This is a genomic window from Pontibacter chitinilyticus (assembly GCF_039748935.1).
In the GTDB taxonomy this organism is placed as follows: Bacteria; Bacteroidota; Bacteroidia; order Cytophagales; family Hymenobacteraceae; genus Pontibacter; species Pontibacter chitinilyticus.
On sequence record NZ_JBDIZJ010000001.1, the window covers coordinates 432,010 to 451,872 of the forward strand.

Annotated in this window: 10 protein-coding genes; 5 read left to right on the forward strand and 5 right to left on the reverse strand. The window is 52.6% G+C overall.

Annotation, left to right across the window (positions count from 1 at the left end; genetic code table 11):
* Positions 1-81: 81 nt before the first annotated feature.
* Positions 82-1,440, reverse strand: a complete 1,359-nt coding sequence (locus ABDW72_RS01840; RefSeq protein ID WP_347156746.1) for a peptidoglycan DD-metalloendopeptidase family protein — start codon at positions 1,438-1,440, stop codon at positions 82-84.
* Between the two features lie 161 nt (positions 1,441-1,601).
* Here ABDW72_RS01840 and ABDW72_RS01845 point away from each other — a divergent pair, with 161 nt between their 5' ends.
* Together ABDW72_RS01845 and ABDW72_RS01850 are read left to right on the forward strand one after the other, a co-directional pair.
* Positions 1,602-2,420 (forward strand): murein L,D-transpeptidase catalytic domain family protein, encoded by an 819-nt coding sequence (locus ABDW72_RS01845; RefSeq protein WP_347156747.1) that lies wholly within the window; start codon positions 1,602-1,604, stop codon positions 2,418-2,420.
* 368 nt (positions 2,421-2,788) lie between these two features.
* Entirely contained in the window at positions 2,789-2,956 is a 168-nt protein-coding gene (locus ABDW72_RS01850; RefSeq protein ID WP_347156748.1) for a hypothetical protein, read from the forward strand.
* Between the two features lie 95 nt (positions 2,957-3,051).
* Here the strand turns inward: ABDW72_RS01850 and malQ are convergent, their stop codons facing one another.
* From malQ to treZ, 4 genes are read right to left on the reverse strand one after another with little or no spacing between them, the layout of a single operon-like run.
* Complete coding sequence (gene malQ, locus ABDW72_RS01855) at positions 3,052-4,680, reverse strand: 4-alpha-glucanotransferase (protein ID WP_347156749.1); 1,629 nt, start codon at positions 4,678-4,680, stop codon at positions 3,052-3,054.
* Entirely contained in the window at positions 4,572-7,286 is a 2,715-nt protein-coding gene (gene treY, locus ABDW72_RS01860; RefSeq protein ID WP_347156750.1) for a malto-oligosyltrehalose synthase, read from the reverse strand. Before treY ends, malQ begins: the two co-directional genes overlap by 109 nt.
* A gap of 8 nt (positions 7,287-7,294) precedes the next feature.
* On the reverse strand, positions 7,295-9,727 hold the full coding sequence (locus tag ABDW72_RS01865) for a DUF3536 domain-containing protein (RefSeq protein ID WP_347156751.1): 2,433 nt from the start codon (positions 9,725-9,727) through the stop codon (positions 7,295-7,297).
* A 1-nt stretch (position 9,728) separates the two neighbouring features.
* Entirely contained in the window at positions 9,729-11,573 is a 1,845-nt protein-coding gene (treZ, locus tag ABDW72_RS01870; protein ID WP_347156752.1) for a malto-oligosyltrehalose trehalohydrolase, read from the reverse strand.
* 212 nt (positions 11,574-11,785) lie between these two features.
* Here treZ and ABDW72_RS01875 point away from each other — a divergent pair, with 212 nt between their 5' ends.
* The 3 genes from ABDW72_RS01875 to glgB are packed head-to-tail and all read left to right on the forward strand — an operon-like array spanning position 11,786 to position 19,499.
* Positions 11,786-13,804, forward strand: coding sequence for an alpha-1,4-glucan--maltose-1-phosphate maltosyltransferase (locus tag ABDW72_RS01875; protein WP_347156753.1), 2,019 nt, complete (start codon positions 11,786-11,788; stop codon positions 13,802-13,804).
* A gap of 20 nt (positions 13,805-13,824) precedes the next feature.
* Entirely contained in the window at positions 13,825-17,154 is a 3,330-nt protein-coding gene (gene treS / locus ABDW72_RS01880; protein ID WP_347156754.1) for a maltose alpha-D-glucosyltransferase, read from the forward strand.
* A complete protein-coding gene (glgB, locus tag ABDW72_RS01885) occupies positions 17,154-19,499 on the forward strand; it encodes a 1,4-alpha-glucan branching protein GlgB (protein ID WP_347156755.1) in 2,346 nt (781 codons plus the stop codon). Before treS ends, glgB begins: the two co-directional genes overlap by 1 nt.
* Positions 19,500-19,863 lie beyond the last annotated feature (364 nt).

Here is a 19,863-nt window from a genome sequence, read left to right on the forward strand (position 1 = left end):
GTAAACGGGATTGCCACAGGCGGCAAGTATGGAAACAGAAAAGCCGCCTTTAAGCGGCTTTTCTGAGTAGAATAAACTCCCCTAACGTGCGCTGAAGGTAGCGGCCACATCGATCCAGCCGATCACGCCATCGCCGTTGCGCACCAGGTTATATTGGCTATAGGTGCCCAGTACGGCCACTTTGCTGCCTGCTGCTACACTGTCTTTTGCAGGGGCATCGGGGTAAGCATCATCCAGCAAATCGGTTTTGCTAACCAGTTGCACATATTTCACCGGTTTGGCAGCCGCCTCTACAATAGTCGACGCAATGTAAGCTTCGGAGCCATTGGGCAGCTGAACCCGGTACCAGCTCGCCGTAGCGCCTGTTACCTGCAGTGGTGTGTAGCGGGGCAGCGTACGGTATGCCGTTGCCTTGGCAGAAGGCGTCAGGTGCACCGCAGCAGCCTTGGCAGTTACACGTACCCAGTTACCGATATTTGCTGCGTTCACTTTTAGCGTCGGCACCTGCTCCTGTGGTGCGTGCAGGTAAGGGTAGGGGTTTGTAGCGCCTGTGCCAAACCGGTAAACACCAAAGTGCAGGTGCGGGTTCGTCGTAATGGCATTGCCGGTATTGCCGATCAGACCAAGCGTATCGCCAACGGCTACGCGCTGCCCCGGCGCTACCAACTGGCTGTCGAGGTGTGCATAGTATAAGCTTTGCCGGTGGTTGGCATCCGACAGCCACACGACCTTGCCTCCAATGGGCGTTTTATTGACGCGGGTTATAATTCCCGCTGAAGCCGCGAGGGCAGGCGTACCCCGTTTAGCAAAAATATCGACGCCTTCGTGCCGGCGGGTGCCTCCATCACGCGGATCGCCCCAAACGCTGGCAATATTGCGGCTGCTTTTGCCCGGCACCGGAAAGGCCAACGTGGGTTCTGCCTTTATGGTAACCGTATACTGGCCGCTGCGCAGCAACTCAGGCTGTACCCGCACAATGTGCAGCCGGTCGTCCTCTACGTCGTAGATGAGCGTGGTAGCCGAAGTGTCGGCAGCAGCTACATGCTCCGGAGCGTCGGCAGGACTTTCCGGTGCTTCAAACATGTCCATAAAAACCTGTACTGTTTCACGGGCTTTCATTTCCAGGTTGATGACAATGCGCTGACCTCGCTTCGCCTCCACGCGGTAGCCGAGTGCTTTAGGCTTATCAGAAGAGAAGTAGCCGGTTTCCTTGAAGGGCATGGTGACTGTCAGGGAATCCGTTAATGCTTTTTGTCCCGCCTCAAGCCAGGCTTGCCCCAAGGCTGTTTTGTCCAGCTCCGCCTGTTTTAGCTTGGCAGCATAGCGTTCGTAAGGCGTTTGCTTCTGAAATACCCCGCGCAACGTTTTCTTGCCCCCGCAATTGGTTAGCAGCATCAGCAAAATATATAGTATAAAGGAGCTGCTCTTAATGGATTTCATATCTGTATTCCAGTGATAAAATAACCGTTCTCGGTGTATAACAACAAATTAGGTTAAAATGATGCCAGCTCTAGATATTTTATAGCACCAGAAAGGCCCCTTTTAAACCGGCGCCACTAGAAGCCGTAAACTACTAGTTGACAGAACTAAAATTACGACCTATGAGAAAGCCAACCGTAAGCCGCCGCAAAAGGAGAAAAATGACAAGAAAGCTCTTGCCGCTCTTCGCACCGCTTGTACTGTCGCCTGTAGCTACTCCCATGACATCAAGCTCTGCCAAAACGGTTAGCCGGCAACTGAAGGAACGCACATCGGATTACAAGGTGATGCCCTTCAACAAGGTAGCTTATACCCTTTACCAGCAGATGAACCTACAGAAGCAGGGCCTCCGGTTTGAGATCTTCGAAAAAGCGTTGACGGGCTACTATAATATGCGCCATGATGATGTGGTCTCTGACAAACAGGTGATCACGATCATAGACTTTTCAAAACCTTCGGTAACGAAAAGGCTATGGGTGTTAGACCTTGATAAAAAGGATGTGCTGTTCAATACCTATGTAGCGCACGGGCGTGGCTCTGGCGAGAACCTAGCTGAGCACTTTTCCAATCAGAATGAGTCCTACATGAGCAGCATCGGCTTTTATGTAACAGATGTGACCTATAGCGGCAAGCACGGCCTGTCGCTGCGGCTGGATGGGAAGGATGAAGGTTTCAACACCAATGCCCGCGACCGGTGTATTGTGATGCATGGTGCCGAGTATGCCTCTGAGGCCTTTATCAAGCAAAACGGCCGGTTGGGGCGTAGCCTTGGCTGCCCGGCCATCCCGATGGAACATCATGAGGAAATTATCAATGCGGTGCAGGGTGGTACGGTGCTCTACATAAATGCCTCCAACGATGCGTATACATCGCATTACCTGGACCACGTGACTGCTATGTCGGAATTAGTAAAAGAGAACAGTAGTGCCCACACAACCTAATGCAGGTATTGTAGGTGTTTTCCGGGTCCAATCACCCTGCCCCTCAGAGCTACGCTGGCAAGCTTCGAACTCGCGTTCTCGATTGTCTAAGGAGGGGAGAATGTAATTGCTTTAGCACAAGTATAAGCGTTGTAGGTTTTGAATGATGAACCAACCCCTAGCCCCTTCGAGGAGGGTAATTCGGCTGAAGAAGGGAGTTGAAGTATACACGCTATAGTATAGGCTTCGCTTCGTGGTGCTGCTTTGTCCTTTAAAGTAAAGGGGAAGTCAGAGACTTCCCCTTCACCTCAAGTCACTGATCTGGATATTCGCGCCAGCGTTCTTATCAGTACTCTTCTTATACTTGAGCTAAAGTAAAAGCTTGAGCTATGAGAAAGATTCCAGTCCTTGGGCTGAGCGCCTTGGCGGGTTCCGGTGCCTGCAGGGCAGCGCGCCAGCGCAGGTTCACGCCACGCGCGAGCGCTCCAAAACAAGAGGTGCAACAGGACAAGTATAAAACTGAGGAAGAACGACAGCTACCAAGTGTAGCCAAATAAACTTCAAAGCATTCTGCATGGCTACGGCATATCGCAAAAAGCATCAGGGACACATGCCAAAACCTGTATCCCCTGATGCCTTCCTAATTAAATTACTACTTTGCCGGTGCCCTCCCATACAACGTCACCAACTCCCCAAGAGCTTTAGCTTCTTTGCTGGAGAACTGCCCGGGTTTTAAGCGCCACTCCCAGTTGTCGGTGGAGGTGGAGGGCTTGTTCATTGTAGCTTCTGCTCCTAAGCCCAGCACATCCTGCACAGGCAGCACGGCCAGTTGCGCCACAGAGGCAAGGGCAAGCCGCACCATTACTTCATGCACGTTCTCTTCCGTAAGTTGATGGAAGCTGTAGTCGCTGAGCAGTTTCCGGTCCCCGGCTTTGGCCGTTTCGTACCAGGCGCGAACGGTGCTGTTGTCGTGTGTGCCGGTGTATACAATGCTGTTGCGGGTATGGTTGTGGGGCACAAAAGAACCCTCAAAAGCTTTCTCGTTGCTCTCAAAGGCAAACAACAGCACCAGCATGCCAGGGAGGTCAAACTCTTTGATCAGATCGCGCACTGGCTGGTCAATTTCTCCGAGGTCCTCTGCCACAATCGGCATTTGTGGATTTTGCTGCTGCACCAGGCGCAGAATATCGCTGCCCGGAGATGGCATCCACGCGCCGTTCATAGCTGTTTTCTCGGAGGCAGGCACTTCCCAGTAAGCCGAGAGGGCGCGGAAATGATCGAGGCGCAGCAACCCGAAGAGGTGCAGGTTGTGGTCAATGCGGCGTATCCACCATTCGTAATGATGCTTTGCCAGTTCCTGCCAGTCGTATACCGGCGTGCCCCATAGCTGGCCTGTTTCGCTGAAAAAGTCCGGTGGCACACCTGATACACCAGTAGGCCGCCCTTCCTCATCAAGTTTAAAGTATTGTGGATTCGACCATACATCAGCGCTGTCGTGGCTTACATAAAAAGGCATGTCTCCAAAAAAGGCAATGCCGCGCTGGTGGCAGTAGGCTTTCAGCTGATCCCATTGGCGATAGAACAGGAACTGCATGAACTTTTCTTTCTCCATGTCAGTCTCCAACTCTTTACCAAGCTCCTGCATAGCCTCTTTTTGGCGCTGCTTAATCTCTTTCGGCCATTCAGACCAGTCTTTGCCTCCAAATTGCTTTTTAAAGACTACGAAGTAAGCAAAATCCAGAAGCCAGGCTTTGTGTTCCTGTTGAAAAGCATCATACGCTTTTTTGAGGTCTTTATTAGGGGAAGCAATATAGTTATCGAAAGCAGTTTTCAATACTTCATTTTTAAAAGCAATCACCGGTTCGAAGTCAACATGATCTTCCTTGAAATCAGGAGCAGCTTTCAAGTCCCCGTCATTCAGCAACTTATCCTGCACCAGCAGTTCAGGGCTAATCAGCAGCTGGTTGCCGGCAAAGGCTGAGTGGCTGCTATAGGGCGAATTGCCATACTCCATTTCAGTAGGGTTGAGCGGTAATATTTGCCAGAACCGTTGCCCAGCCTCCTGCAGCAGGTCGGCAAAAGCGTAAGCTTCCGGCCCCAGATCGCCAATACCGAAGCGGGAGGGGAGAGAGGTGATGTGCAGCAAAAGTCCTGCACTGCGTTTATCTATGATCATGCTGTTGTTGCGGTTATAAGTCCTACCGGGAATGATTTTAAAATAGCAGCCAGCTTTATACTTCCTGTGGCCGACAGGGATTTGGTGCCAAAAACGGATTGCCACTGCTGCGGCGCATTTTCGGGGAGGGTAATGGCTGTATCCTGCCATACTTCCTCTCCCAAAGGCAGGTGTCCGGGCGCTACTAAACTGGCTATCAGCAGCGGCACCACGACGATGCACCACTGCTGCTCTTGCTGGCGGGCAAAGGCCAGCACATGCGCGGCATTGGTGCCGGTTGCCTGCAGCGGGATGTACGCACCGGTGTCAAACAGAGCCTGCGTGTCGCGGCGGAAGTAGAGCGCTTTCGACAAGGTATACAGCTTTACGCGTGCATCTTCGGGCTGTTCCAGCAGTTGCCGCTGCAAACCTGCCTTGTCTTCCTGCTCCAGCTTTTTTAATCCCTGCAGGTATCGCTGGCGTTTTTCATAGTTAACCGGGCGGCGGTTGTCGGGGTCCACCAGGCTAAGGTCCCAAAACTCGCAGCCCTGGTACACATCGGGTATACCCGGCGTGGCTACCTTCAGCAGCACCTGGCCCAGCGAGTATAGCCAGCCGTAATGGGCAATCTTGCGGAAGAAGGGCAGGAACGATTCCATGAAGGCGGGATCCTGCTGCAGCAGTGTTTGCGCCAGGTCATTGATGGCATCTTCATAAGGCTCATTCGGCTCCGACCAGTTGGTATTCGCTTTTGCCTCGCGCAAGGCTTTGGGCAGGAAAGTCTGCAAGCGCTCCACCAGGCTGTCTTCCACGCGGCCATGCAGCGGCATTACGCCCAGCAACGTCTGGAAGAAGAAGTATAAATCATTGTTGGTTAGCTTTGTTGTATGTTTTTTACTGAGCTCCATCCAGGTAGTCACCTGCTGTTCCCATTCTTCGGGCAGTTCTCCCAGCACGTTCAGGCGCACGCGGGCACCCTCACCACGCTTGGTATCGTGGGTGGCTGTGGCGTTCAGCGAGTGCGGGTAGGTGCGCAGTTTATACTGCATGCGCTCGTGAAATTCGGTGGCGTCCAGGTGAAAAATGTCAGGGCTGTTGCCTACTTCGTTCAGTGACAGCAGGCGGTTGTAGTTGTAGAAGGTAGTGTCTTCCACGCCTTTAGCTGCCAAAGGACCTGTGAATTGCTGGCTGCGCATCACAAAGTATAACTTGTCGTGCAGGCGTTCCTCGCTGTCGTCGGGGGCTACCGTAAAAACTTGGCGCAATCCTTTAAACTGTTCGGCTAGGTCAGGCTCCCGTTGTTGCGCTTCTGAAAAAGCTTTGTCCACGATCTCCAGGTCCGACTCAGGCAGCGGCAGCTTGTTGCCGTAGATGCAGTAAATCGGGAAAGCAGAAAGCCAGGCACCAAGTGCGCGCCGCCATTTATCTTCCTGCTCCAGAGGGATTAGTTGGCGCTCCTGCAGTATGCGCAGCAGGTTCTGCCATTCGCCCTGCATGTAGTTTTGGAGAATGTATTGCTTTTTTTCATATACAAACTGCTCGTAGTTTTTAGCAGCAGAGGGCACCAGGCGGTTGTAGATATTGGTGAGCTTGCGTTGCCCCTTGCCAGAGGTATATAGGTTGCTGACCCAAGCCAGAAAATCGTACCCGCTGTTGCCCTGAATGGGCCATTGTGGTGGCAACTCTTCTTCGCCTTCCAGTATTTTCTCTACTATGATATAAGCATCCGGAGCGAGTTGGCGCAGGCGCTGCAGGTAAGTAGTGGGGTCGAAAAGCCCATCGATGTGATCTACCCGAAGCCCCTGCACCAGGTCCTGCTCATACAGTTGTTTGATGAACTGGTGATACTGCTCAAATACTTCGGGCCGCTCTATGCTCAGGCAGATCAGGTCATTTACAGTAAAGAAGCGGCGGTAGTTGATGCGTTTTTCCGTTTCCTGCCAGAAGCAAAGTACCCAGTGCTGTTTGTCCAGCAACTGCTGCATTTCAGCAGCGTTGTCGTTGATGTGTTGGCGGGTAGCATTCAGTGCCTGCAGCCATACTTCCCGGTTGGTGAGGCTGTACAGCCGGGCCTTGAAATTGTTCCAGGCAGCCGGACTTATACTTTCCATCTCCTCAAAGTGGTGCAGTTCTTTTAAAAGCTTTGGCACCTCATCGCTCACCTCCGCGGCGCTGCTCAGTTGCTGCACCTGTTTCAGTAGTGCCCGGTAGCTGGCTACGCTCACCGGGTATTCATTATCGAAATAACTGATAGTAAAACCCTTTTCGCTGAGGCCCAGCTGCAGCTGCTTTTGCGCTATTACCTGGGAGAGCGGTTCGCCCAGAAAAGGCACCATCACCTGCCCGTTGAACTCCGGGTTTTGGAAATCAATATCGAAAAAGGTGTAGAAGTGCGACTGCGGTCCTTTCTCCAGCACGTCCATCAGCCAGACATTATCCGGATGATAGGCCATGTGGTTGGGCACAATATCCTGCAGCCAGCCCATGCGGCGCTGCTTCAGCTCCTGTGCAATGTTCTTTAGCTCTTCTTTGGTACCAATTTCGGAGTTGATCTGGTAAGGAGCCGTTACGTCATAGCCGTGTTCGCTGCCGGGCCGCGAACAGAAAAACGGAGCTGCATAAATGGTGCTGATGCCCAGCTCGTGCAGGTAAGGCACCAGCGCGCGCACCTGGCGCAGGGTAAATTTATGGGATAATTGTAGCCTGTAAGTGGCTGCCGGGATATATAGCATGGTTCTGTTTATACTTTTAAGTTAAGGCGATTATACAACTGCTCAAATACATCACACCACATAGCCGCCGCTTCGTTTTCATCGCGTGCTTCATTGTAGGTTTCTACGGTAACTTCATACACGGTTTCCTTCATTCGGAAAGCAATGTTTTGTGCCTGCCAGAAATCAGGCTCCATCTCCGATTCCTGTAACTGCGAGATCAGGTCGATGAGAGAAAGCATGAGTTGCCGGTCATCAGGATCTTCGCTGAGGCGCTGCATCAGGCGCGTGATAGTTTGGGTGGCGGCATAGTTCAGGGCACGCGTGTTCAGGTTTAGCCGGATGCGCCGGGCCTCCTCCCGTATACGCCGCACCTCCCGCAGGTTAGGTAAAGTAGAGGCCAGTTCCCGGTGCAGCTTGGTATCGACCACGTATTCTACTGTTTGCTGCAGTGGCCGTGGCAGCGGCACGTTCAGCGACTTCATGGCGAGCATCAGCGGGTAGTTGTTTTCGTATATCTGCTGGTAGCTGCGCTCTATGTTCTGTAAGGTCTGCTCTAACACCTGGTCCAGTATCTTTTGCTGATCGTCTTTGAACAGGTGCCAGAAAGAGTAACTGTGCGATTCAAAGTGCTTGTCCAGGAGCATGATCACCTCGCTGGAGTTGCCCCGCTCCAGGGCATCGGTGAGCTCGTGCTGGAGTGCCGCGTAAGCTTTATCGCTCATGTATGCCCGCACGCCGCCAAAGAGCTCATGGTCGCCAAGGTGGAGTACGCCAAAAGTCACAAAAATATGTTCCCAGGTGGTTCTGGAGCGGATAGAAGCCTGCCCTACCGCCAGTTTCTGGCGTCCTACTTCCAGCAGGTTGTAGTGGCGGGCAGTAGCCTGGTAGCTGTAAAGATCCTGGCTGTCGGGGTAATCCGAAAACAGGGAAGAGATGGCATAGTGCGCGCCAACGTGCAGCAGGTCGATGATAGACGGTTTTACAACAGCCTTGTAAGCTTTTGCGGCATTTTCCTGTCCGGCTACGTTGCTTCGGGCATGGCTGAGCAGCACCAAAAAGTGGGCTTCCAGATCTTTCTGGCTGATAGTTTGTGCCAGCTGCAGGGCGCGGGCAGCATAAAAGATGTCCTGCATGGTTTCAATGCCCGTTACCTCATCAAAGAACCAGCCGCAGCTGGTATACATGAGCAAGGTATGATACTGCATCTCCAACAGTTCCAGAAAACGGATCTTCTCTTCAGTGGTCAGCTCCCGTGACGTATGGCTCGCGATAAAGCGCTCCACATTTTTTTCTGACCGGTCAGCGATCACCTGAATATAGTCGTCGCGGGTAATCCACGGGTCCGCAGTCAAGCGCTGCATTTCTTGTTCATACAGCGGCACGAGTTGATCGCGCAGCCAGTCGAAGGCGTTGCGGAGCGGGCCACGCCACTCCTGGTTCCAGTTCGGGTTACCGCCTGAGTTACAGCCACAATTGCTGCGCCAGCGCTCCACGCCATGCGCACAACTCCAGGAGGTGTCTTCTACGATCTCAGCCTCATAGGTAGGAGGGTGCAGTTCCAGGTATTCAGCATAAATGGTGATGGTCGCCAGTTGCTCCGCTTCAATATGATTCAGGGCGTAGGAAAGTGCCATTTCACCAAAGCGATGGTGGTGTCCGTACGTTTCTCCATCTGTGGCAATATGCATCAGTTCCGGTTCGTCAGTGTCTTTCTGAAACACACCCGTCAGGCGCCGGGCCAGTGTTTCGCCGCTGTTCAACAGCCCCTCAAAGGCAATGCCCTGCGACACGGCTGCATCATAAAAGAACAGCACGATCTGGCGGCCTGAAGGCAGGCGGCACAGGTATGGGCGCCGCGGATTGATGTTTGCTCCTGTTGCATCTTGCCAGGTCTTATCGCCCATTTTACGGAACTGCTTTGCCTGGTAGGGCGAAAGGATCGTAAACTTGATGCCATGCTCCGCCAGCACTTCCAGCGTGGGCGTGTCGGCAGCGGTTTCGGCTAGCCACATACCTTCGGGCAGCCGCCTGAAACGCTTTTTGAAATCATAGATACCCCAGAGCACCTGCGTCTGCTTGTCACGCGCATTGGCCAGTGGCATAATGATGTGGTTGTATACTTGTGCCAGCGCCGAGCCGTGACCGGAAAACCGTCCCATACTTTCTTTGTCGGCATCCAGAATGGCTTGATAAGTATCCGGTGCCTTTTTCTGCATCCACTCCAGCAGGGTAGGGCCAAAGTTAAAGCTCATCCAGGCATAATTGTTCATGATATCTACAATGTTGCCGGTGCTGTTGAGAATGCGGGAGGCGGAATTTCGGGCATAGCACTCGTCGGTGATGCGTTCATTCCAGTCGTGGTAAGGGTAAGCGGATTCCTGTAGCTCTACTTCATTCAGCCATGGGTTCTCACGCGGGGGCTGATAGAAGTGCCCGTGTATACAGATATATTGATTCATGCTACAATATACTCTGTAAAACTATGAGAGATGCCGGGGGTAGAACAATTTCCTGGTCTGCATGCAGGCGTTGCGGCAAGTTTGTACCCGCTCCGCCCCATTGTTCGTCGGCAGATTGCAGCACCATTTCCCATACTTGCTGCCCCTCTATGGCTACGGGCGCGGCCTGCTGTGGTGCGTTGCTCAGGTTAAAAAGACAGTAGAGCGCCGGCTGTTTTGAGTAATGAACCAGGTGCAGCACCAGGTTGTCGGAATCCAACGCCACATACATTTTCTGCTTGTCAGGTTTTGACAGCGCAGGCGCTGTTTTGCGCAGTTGGATGAGGGCTTTGTAAAAGTTGCGGAGCTGGTTCTGCTGCTCGTTTTGGGTAAAGCTGTGCTGTAGCTTCGACTTGTTAAACGTTTCCTCGCTTTGCGGGTCTGGTACTTCGCCCTCCCAGGTAAAGGCCTTGAACTCCTCTTTACGGCCTTTGCGTACTGCTTCCACCAGGTCCTTATCGGTGTGGCTTACGAAGTATAAAAACGGATGCTCCTCGCCATATTCCTCGCCCATAAACAGCATCGGCACATATGGCGACAGCAGGATGAGCCCGGCAATGGTCTTCAGCATCTCGAACGAGACCAGCTGCGTCAGGCGCTCGCCCAACATGCGGTTGCCCACCTGGTCGTGGTTTTGCGCGCACACGACAAACTGCTGCGGCGGATTAAAAGTGGCATCAGTGCCCACCGTTTTCTTGCGGTGTTCGGAGTAAAGCCCGTTGTAAACAAAGGTGTGTTCCAAGGCTTTTTGCAGCTGCTCCGGCTTGCCGAAATCCTCGTAATAGCCTTCTGTTTCACCAGTTACCAACGTATGGATCGCGTGGTGATAATCATCAAACCATTGCGCATCAATGCCATAACCGCCTTCACTGATCGGGTTGATGAGCTTGGTGTCGCTCATGTCACTTTCCGCGATCAGTAGGTAGGATCGTCCTTGTTGTGCTTCGAGTTCGTCAACGTGCTCACGTAGCTCTTGCAGGAAGTGCTTGGCGCCAGTATCGTAAATAGCATGCACCGCATCCAGGCGCAACGCATCTATATGAAAATCGCGCAGCCACATCAGGGCATTCTGGAAAAAGTAGTTACGAACATGGTCCGAATGTGCATCATCAAAATTCAGGGCCTTACCCCAGGGCGTGTTATACTTGCCGGTGAAGTAAGGACCATAGTTGTTCAGGTAGTTTCCCTCCGGCCCCATGTGGTTGTACACCACATCCAGCACCACAGACAGCCCATGCTGGTGGCAGGCATCTACGAGCTTTTTCAAACCTTCCGGGCCGCCGTACGACGACTGCGCGGCAAAAGGATAAACGCCATCATAGCCCCAGTTGCGGTCGCCGGCAAACTGGGCGATGGGCATGATCTCGATAGCTGTAATATCCAGGTCTTTCAGTTCCGGCAGCCGCTCGATGATGCCCTCGAAAGTGCCTTCGGCTGAGAAGGTGCCTACGTGTAGTTCGTAGATAATAAGTTGCTCCAGAGGCAGGCCTTTCCAGTTTTGGTCGTGCCAGGTAAAGTTGTCCAGGCTGATCACTTCCGAACTTTTATGTACCCCATCCGGCTGGAAACGCGAAGCGGGATCCGGCCTTTCCAGATCATTGTCTAATTGAAACATATACCGGTCGCCCGGTGCGCCAGCCTCATCGAGGGCAGTCCAGTACCCAAAATCTTCCCGTTGCATTTTTATGGTGCGTGCTTCAGGTCGCGGCACCTGTATGCTTACTGCTTCAGCTTCCGGAGCCCACACGGTATATACTGTTCCTTTACCCGGAGCATAGTTAGCTCCCAGCTCTCTTAATATTCCCATACTATCTTCGGTTAACGTAGCATAATCTAACTGACAAATAGCTACATTAGTTGTGTGATTTTAGCGCATTAGGGGCTAAAAAGTATGTATGGCTATACTAGGATTGGCTAATATCCTGGGTACTGTTACCAAAAGCCACGTGCTAAACACAGGCTGTACGTAACCTAATTGCCCCAGCACAGTAACTAAAACCTACGAACGAAGAATAAACTATGGAAGAACTCGAAGGAACCAAACGCGTTGTTATTGAACATGTAATACCTCAGATCAACTGCGGACGATATCCGGCGAAGCGCGTAGTGGGAGAGGAACTGGTGGTGACGGCCGATGTATTTGCCGATGGCCACGATGAAGTGAAGGCGCAGGTAGTATACCGCCATACCAAAAAGAAAAAATGGGAAAAGGTGCCCATGCAATTCCTGGGCAACGACCGTTGGCAAGCAGCCTTTACGCCCGACACGATGGGCCGCTACGAATACACAGTAGAAGGCTGGATCGATCATTTTTATACTTGGCAAAAAGGGCTGAAGAAAAAGTTCGAAGCGAACCAGGACATCACGGTAGAGTTGCAGATAGGGGCACAGCAACTGGATGCCGCCGCCGAAGGAGCCAAGCCCGGCCAGCAGAAACGCCTCCGCAAGTGGGCCGAACAGCTACGGAACAACAACTCCCAAGCCGATGCCGTGGCCTGGGCTACCGGCCACGAAGTAAGTGAACTGATGGAGTCGTGCGGTGAGCATGAAAACGTGACCACCTATGACCAAGTGCTTCAGTTGGATGTAGAACGCCAGAAAGCGCTGTTCAGCACCTGGTATGAGTTCTTCCCGCGTTCGGCATCACAGGAGGCGGGGCAGCATGGCACGTTTAAAGATTGCGAACGCCTGTTGCCGCGGATTGCGGAGATGGGTTTCGATACAATTTACCTACCGCCTATTCATCCGATTGGCCGCGCGTTCCGGAAAGGCAAAAATAACTCTGCTACTTCCGAACCTGGCGAGCCCGGCTCTCCCTGGGCAATTGGCGCTGCAGAAGGTGGCCACGACGCTATCCTACCGGAGCTGGGCACGCTCGACGAGTTTCGGGGCTTTGTGCACCAGGCGCGCGAGTATGGCATTGAGATCGCACTCGATTTTGCCATTCAGTGTTCTCCTGATCACCCCTATGTAAAAGAACACCCGCAATGGTTTAAGTGGCGCCCCGATGGCACGGTGCAGTATGCCGAGAATCCCCCGAAGAAGTACCAAGATGTATTGCCCGTGAACTTTGAAACCGAAGACTGGCAGAACCTGTGGCGGGAGCTCCGGCGCGTGCTGCTGCACTGGATTGCGCAGGGCATTTTCATCTTCCGGGTAGATAACCCGCACACCAAGGCTTTTGCTTTCTGGGAGTGGGTAATCGCCGACATACACAAAGACCATCCGCAGGTCATTTTCCTGGCAGAGGCCTTTACCCGGCCGCGGGTGATGGAGCGCCTGGGCAAGATCGGCTTTACGCAATCGTATACGTATTATACCTGGCGCAATTCTGCTGAGGAACTTCGCGAGTACATGACGGAGCTGACGCAGACAGAAATGCGCGACTACTTCCGGCCAAACTTCTGGCCCAACACTCCCGACATACTGCCGGTAGGTCTGCAGGAAGGTGGCGAGGCCGCACACATCGCCCGGGTGGTGATGGCTGCGACCATGTCGTCGAACTATGGCTTGTATGGACCTGTTTATGAGTTTGGGATCAACACACCGGTGCTTGGCAAAGAAGAGTATTACGACTCCGAAAAGTACGAAATCAAGCACTGGGACTGGGGCAAACTCACTAAGATTCGCGAGGTCATCACGCTTATTAATAAGATCCGCAAAGTAAACCCCGCCCTTCAAACTACCTGGAATATTGCCTTCGGCGACACCGATAACAGTGCCCTGCTGTGCTATGCCAAGTGGAGCAGCGACTATCAAAATAAGATGCTCATGGTGGTGAACCTGGACCCTTACAACACGCAGGCAGGTTGGGTGCGGGTGCCGCTTTCGGAACTGAAAATGCAGCTCGGAGACCAGTATCTGGTACACGACCTGCTCACCGAGCGCAAGTATACCTGGACCGCAGAGTGGAATTATGTGGAATTGCGGCCCCATGAAATGCCGGTGCATGTGTTTCGCATCGAACACGCTAACCAGGGCATGGGCCACAACAATTTAGACGATAACTGGTTGCCGCAAGACCAGACAAACCAATAAAGAACCTTTTTACCTTCACTATGGCTGACGAAAAAGATCTGCTAGACGACAACATTCATTGGTATAAAGACGCCATCATCTACGAGCTGCACATCAAGGCTTTTAAAGATGGAAATGGCGATGGCATTGGCGATTTTAAAGGGCTGATGCAAAAGCTGGATTATCTGGAGGACCTGGGCGTAACGGCCATCTGGCTGCTGCCCTTTTATCCTTCGCCTCTGCGCGATGATGGCTATGATATTGCCGACTACCTCAGCATCAACCCCTCGTACGGCAACATGCAGGATTTTAAAATTTTTGTGCGGGAGGCGCACCGCCGGGGGCTTAAGGTTATTACCGAGTTGGTGATCAACCATACTTCTGACCAGCATCCGTGGTTTCAGCGGGCCCGCCAGGCCAAAAAAGGCTCTAAGTACCGCGACTGGTATGTATGGTCCGATGATCCGAACAAGTATAAAGATGTACGCATTATTTTTACGGATACAGAGCAGAGCAACTGGAGCTGGGACCCGGTGGCCGAGCAGTACTACTGGCATCGCTTTTTCTCGCACCAACCTGACCTGAACTACGACAACCCGGATGTACAGAAAGAGGTTTTCAAAGTGCTGGACTACTGGTTCGACCTGGGTGTGGATGGCTTCCGTCTGGATGCCGTGCCCTACTTGTTTGAGCGCGAAGGCACCAACGGTGAGAACCTGCCTGAAACCCACGACTTCCTCAAAAAACTACGCGCCCACGTCGATCAGAAGTATACTGGCAAACTGCTACTGGCCGAAGCGAACATGTGGCCGGAAGATTCTGCTGCCTATTTTGGTAATGGCGATGAGTGCCACATGAATTACCATTTTCCCATCATGCCCCGCCTGTTTATGTCGGTAAAGATGGAGGACCGTTACCCGATCATCGACATCTTTAACCAGACGCCGGAGATACCGGAAAACTGCCAGTGGGCCATGTTCCTGCGCAACCACGACGAGCTGACGCTGGAGATGGTGACCGACGAGGAGCGCGACTATATGTATAAGGTCTACACCAAAGACCCGCTGGCGCGCATCAACCTGGGTATTCGGCACCGCCTGGCGCCTCTGCTGGGCAATGACCGCAGCAAGATCGAACTGCTAAACGTGCTGCTCTTCTCCATGAAGGGAACGCCAGTAGTATACTATGGCGATGAGATTGGCATGGGCGACAACTACTACCTGGGCGACCGCGACGGCGTGCGCACCCCGATGCAGTGGAGCGACAACCGCAATGCCGGTTTCTCCGATGCGAATCCTCAGAAGCTATACCTGCCAGTGATCATCGATCCGGAGTACAAGTATGAGTCGATAAACGTGGACACGCAGAACCAGAACGGCACCTCGCTGCTGTGGTGGATGCGGCGCACTATAAGTATGCGCAAGCGCTACAAAGCCTTTGGCCGTGGTAGTATGAAATTCCTGAATCCATCCAACTCAAAAGTGCTCGCTTTTGTGCGGCAGTATGAGGAGGAGACCATTCTGGTGATCGCAAACTTGTCGCGTTTTCCGGAAGCAGTGGAATTGGATCTACACGATTTTAAAGGCTATGTGCCAGTAGAGGTATTCAGCAAAAACAAGTTCCCGACTATTAAAGATGAGCAGTACCTGTTTACTATTGGCGGGCACGGGTATTATTGGATGGAACTGAAACCGGTGGAAGCAGCCGGGGAAACGTATGAAGAGCAGCAACGCCCTGCCATACAGTTAAGTAATCTGCGCAACCCGCTGGAGGCAAAATCGCTCAAAGCCTTGGAGGCGCGTGTGCTACCGGATTATGTGGTGAAGCGCCGCTGGTTTGGCGGCAAGGCCCGCACTATTCAGCGCATGCAGGTGGTAAATAATACGCCAGTACCGCTCAGCAAACAGGGGGCTTCTATTCTGTTTATTGAGGTGACCTATAACGAAGGACTGGCAGAACTTTACCAACTGCCGGTAGCTTTTGCTACAGGAGAACAGGAACAGGAGTTGCGCAGCCAATACCCGAACAGCATTATTGCACGTGTGGCAGTAGATGGCAAAGAAGGCGTGCTCTACGATGCGCTTTACAACGAGGAGTTCCGCCAGGCGCTGCTGCAGCTGATGGCCAAGCGCAAGAAGATAAAAGGCAACCAGGGTGAACTGGAAGGCATCAGTCACCGCAGTGTGGCAGCTATTATCAAAGATGCCGAGCAGCCCTTTACCTCGAAGATACTTAGCGCAGAGCAAAGCAATACCTCTATTATCTATGATAATGCGCTCTTTCTGAAAGTTTACCGTAAACTGGATAGGACCATGAACCCGGATGTGGAAGTGGTGCAGATGCTGACGGATGTGGTCAACTTCCCGAATGTGCCGCGCTACATGGGCTCTATTGAGCAGCAGGAAGCCGGCAAGCAACCGATGGTATTAGTGATGCTGCAGGAACTGGTGCCGAACCAGGGCGATGCCTGGAATTACTTTGAAGATGCCTTGAAGCGTTTGTATGAACGCATTTTAACACAGAGTGAGCGCCAGAAAATAAAACCAACAGTAGGCTCGCTGGCGCATCCACTGGCCTTTACCGAAGTGCCCGAAGAAATACAGTTGCAGCTGGGTGGCGCCCATGTCGAGCGACTGGAACTGCTGGGGCAGCGCACCGCTGAAATGCACCTGGCGCTGGGGTCTATTACAGACCACAAAGACTTTACACCGGAAGATTTCTCGCTGCACTACCAGCGATCACTCTTCTCGTCGCTCACGTCGCTGGTGCGCAGCAACTTCGACAGCCTGCAAAAGCACCTGCCGAACCTGCCGGAAAACGTGCAGGCGGAAGCCGCTGAAGTGTTGCAAATGCGCGAAGAGGTTCTGACGCGATTGAAGCGCATCTTTGCGCATAAGATTGATACCAAGAAGATCCGTAATCACGGCGACTACCACTTGGGGCAGGTGCTGTTTACGGGTAAAGATTTCTACATTATCGATTTTGAAGGCGAGCCGGCACGCTCGTTCAGCGAGCGCCGACTGAAGCGCTCTGCCCTCCGTGATGTGGCAGGCATGATCCGCTCATTCCATTATGCCGCATACAATGCCCTGTTCCAGCAGGACAGCCTGCGCAAGGAAGATGCAGACTACCTGGAGGCAAGAGCGGAAGAATGGTATCATTACGCCAGTGGCTTTTTCATGCATCGCTACATGGCACACACAAATGGAAGCGGCCTGGTGCCGGCATCAGAAGAAGATTTTGATATTCTGATGCAAACCTTCCTGCTCGAGAAAGCAATTTACGAACTCGGGTATGAATTAAATAACCGTCCGGATTGGGTGCTCATCCCGATTAGAGGCATTAAGTATATCATGAAAAAATATAAGTAATGGCGAAGAAAAAAGAAGGCACAGCAACCGAGAACACCAGTAACGATAAAGCAACACCGAAAGCAAGAGGATCGGCCAGAGAGCCCAAAGCCGCCAAAGAAGCAAAAGCGGCAGCCGGGGCAGCTCCTATCAAACGCGGCCGGTCCAAAAAAGCTACCGACGAGCCTATAGCTGAAATGGGGTCGCCGGTTACGCCGGATACCACGACAGTCGGCGAAGCACAACCCGCTGCCAAGCGCGGTCGCAAGAGTAAAACTGATACTGAAGAAACAGTAAAGGTGCCCATCGCATCTGCCGGAGGCGTGCAGGAGCTGATTGAGCTGAAACCAAAAGGCCGTGGCCGTTCAAAAGCCGCCGTAACACCTGCTGCTGCAGAAAATCAGCAGGAAACAGCGCAGCCCCAACAGCAGCAGGCGTCGCAAACTGAACAGGCCGTTTACCAAAACGTGAGCCGCTTTTCGGAATTCGATATGCACTTATTCCGCGAAGGACGGCACTATACTTTGTATGAAAAATTTGGTTCGCACCCGATGGAGCATGCCGGAAAGCAAGGTGTATACTTTGCCGTATGGGCTCCGAATGCCGAGCAGGTATCGGTTATCGGCGATTTTAATGGCTGGAACCGCGAGAGCCACCAACTGCAGGGCCGTCCTGACGGATCAGGCATTTGGGAAGGCTTTATAGCTGATGTGAGCGTTGGGGTGCTTTATAAGTACCACATTAAGTCGCGGTACAACCTGTATCATGTGGAGAAAAGCGATCCGTTTGCTTTTTGCCGCGAGATGCCGCCGCAAACAGCTTCGGCTGTTGCCGACCTGAATTATAACTGGCAGGATGCAGAGTGGATGCAGCGCCGGCAGGAGAAGGCCGGACAGCCGCAGCCCTACAGCGTGTATGAACTGCATGCAGGCTCCTGGCGGCGTAAACCGGAAGACAACAACCGGCCGCTGACGTACCGGGAACTGGCGGAAGAACTGCCTGCCTATGCCAAAGACCTCGGCTTTACGCATGTAGAGTTTATGCCGCTGATGTACCATCCGTTCAATGGATCGTGGGGGTACCAGATTACCGGTTACTTTGCACCCGCCAGCACGTACGGCTCCCCACAGGACCTGATGTACCTGATTGATGCGCTGCACCGCGAAGGCATTGGCGTAATCATGGACTGGGTGCCGTCGCACTTTCCTTCTGACGAGCATGGCCTGGCATACTTTGATGGTACACACCTGTACGAGCATGCCGATCCGCGCAAAGGCTATCACCCGGACTGGAACAGCTACATCTTTAACTATGGCCGCAACGAAGTACGCTCTTTCCTGATCAGCAACGCGCTGTTCTGGCTGGATAAATACCACGTGGACGGGCTGCGGGTAGATGCGGTGGCTTCTATGCTATACCTGGACTACAGCCGCAAAGAAGGCGAATGGATACCGAACGAATATGGCGGCCGCGAAAACCTGGAAGCTATCTCGCTGATTAAGGAGTTTAACCATGCGGTGCATGAGAAATTCCCGGATGTGCAGACCGTTGCGGAAGAATCAACCGCTTGGCCAGCCGTAACCGGTACAGTAGATAACGGAGGCCTCGGCTTTAATATGAAATGGATGATGGGCTGGATGCACGATACGCTCGATTATTTCTCCCGCGATTCCATTTACCGCCGCTACCACCAGGGCGAGATCACCTTCAGCATCATCTACGCCTTCTCAGAACGCTTTATGCTGCCGCTCTCGCACGACGAAGTGGTGCATGGCAAAGGAGCGCTGATTAATAAAATGCCGGGTGATGAGTGGCAGAAATTTGCCAACCTGCGCACCTTGTTTGCTTACATGTATGCGCACCCGGGCACCAAGCTCTTGTTTATGGGCGCAGAGATAGCACAGGGCTCGGAATGGAACCATGACAGCAGCTTGGACTGGCACCTGCTGGAGTATAGCCACCACCGCGGAGTACAGGATGAAATCCGGGCGCTGAACCAGGTATACAAGCAGGAACCCGCCTTGTATGAGCGGGCTTTTGATCCGGAAGGTTTCGAGTGGGTAGATTTCAATGATGCCCATAACAGCGTGATGAGCTTCCTGCGCAAAGGTAACTCGCCAGATGAGGTTATACTTGTTGTATGCAATTTTACACCTGCCGTACATGACCATTACAAGATGGGAGTGCCGCTGCAGGGGCAATGGGATGAAGTGTTTAACAGCGATGACGAGCGCTTTGGCGGTAGCAACTACCGGGGCAATCAGGAGCCACTCCATTCGGTGGCGGAACCTTACCACGGCCGTGACTACTCGCTGGAACTGAAGCTATCGCCTTTGTCGGTGATGTATTTCAAGTATAAGCGATAAAATAAATCATACTTAAGCGAGGCAGCCAGCAAATACTACTGGCTGCCTCGCTTATTTTATACCTGGCCTTTCGAGTCCTCCTAAAATTAGTGGCTGTGGCTTGATCAATGCTGTTACTTTATACAGGAAAGGATAAGAAGTATAAATACTGTGATGGTATAAGTATAAACGCGTACAGTACTGAAAGGCAACACATACCGCCTAATGGTTAACAGGAAGTTTTAGCTGAATTGGGGCATGAGACCATAGCATAATTGATTTAAAAGTTGTATCTTATCGCAAACGCCTAAAACAGGAGATGGCTTTTCGTGTAAAGTACGCCCGAGTTCGGTCCGGGACTTCGGTTAGTAGGCGATCAAAATAA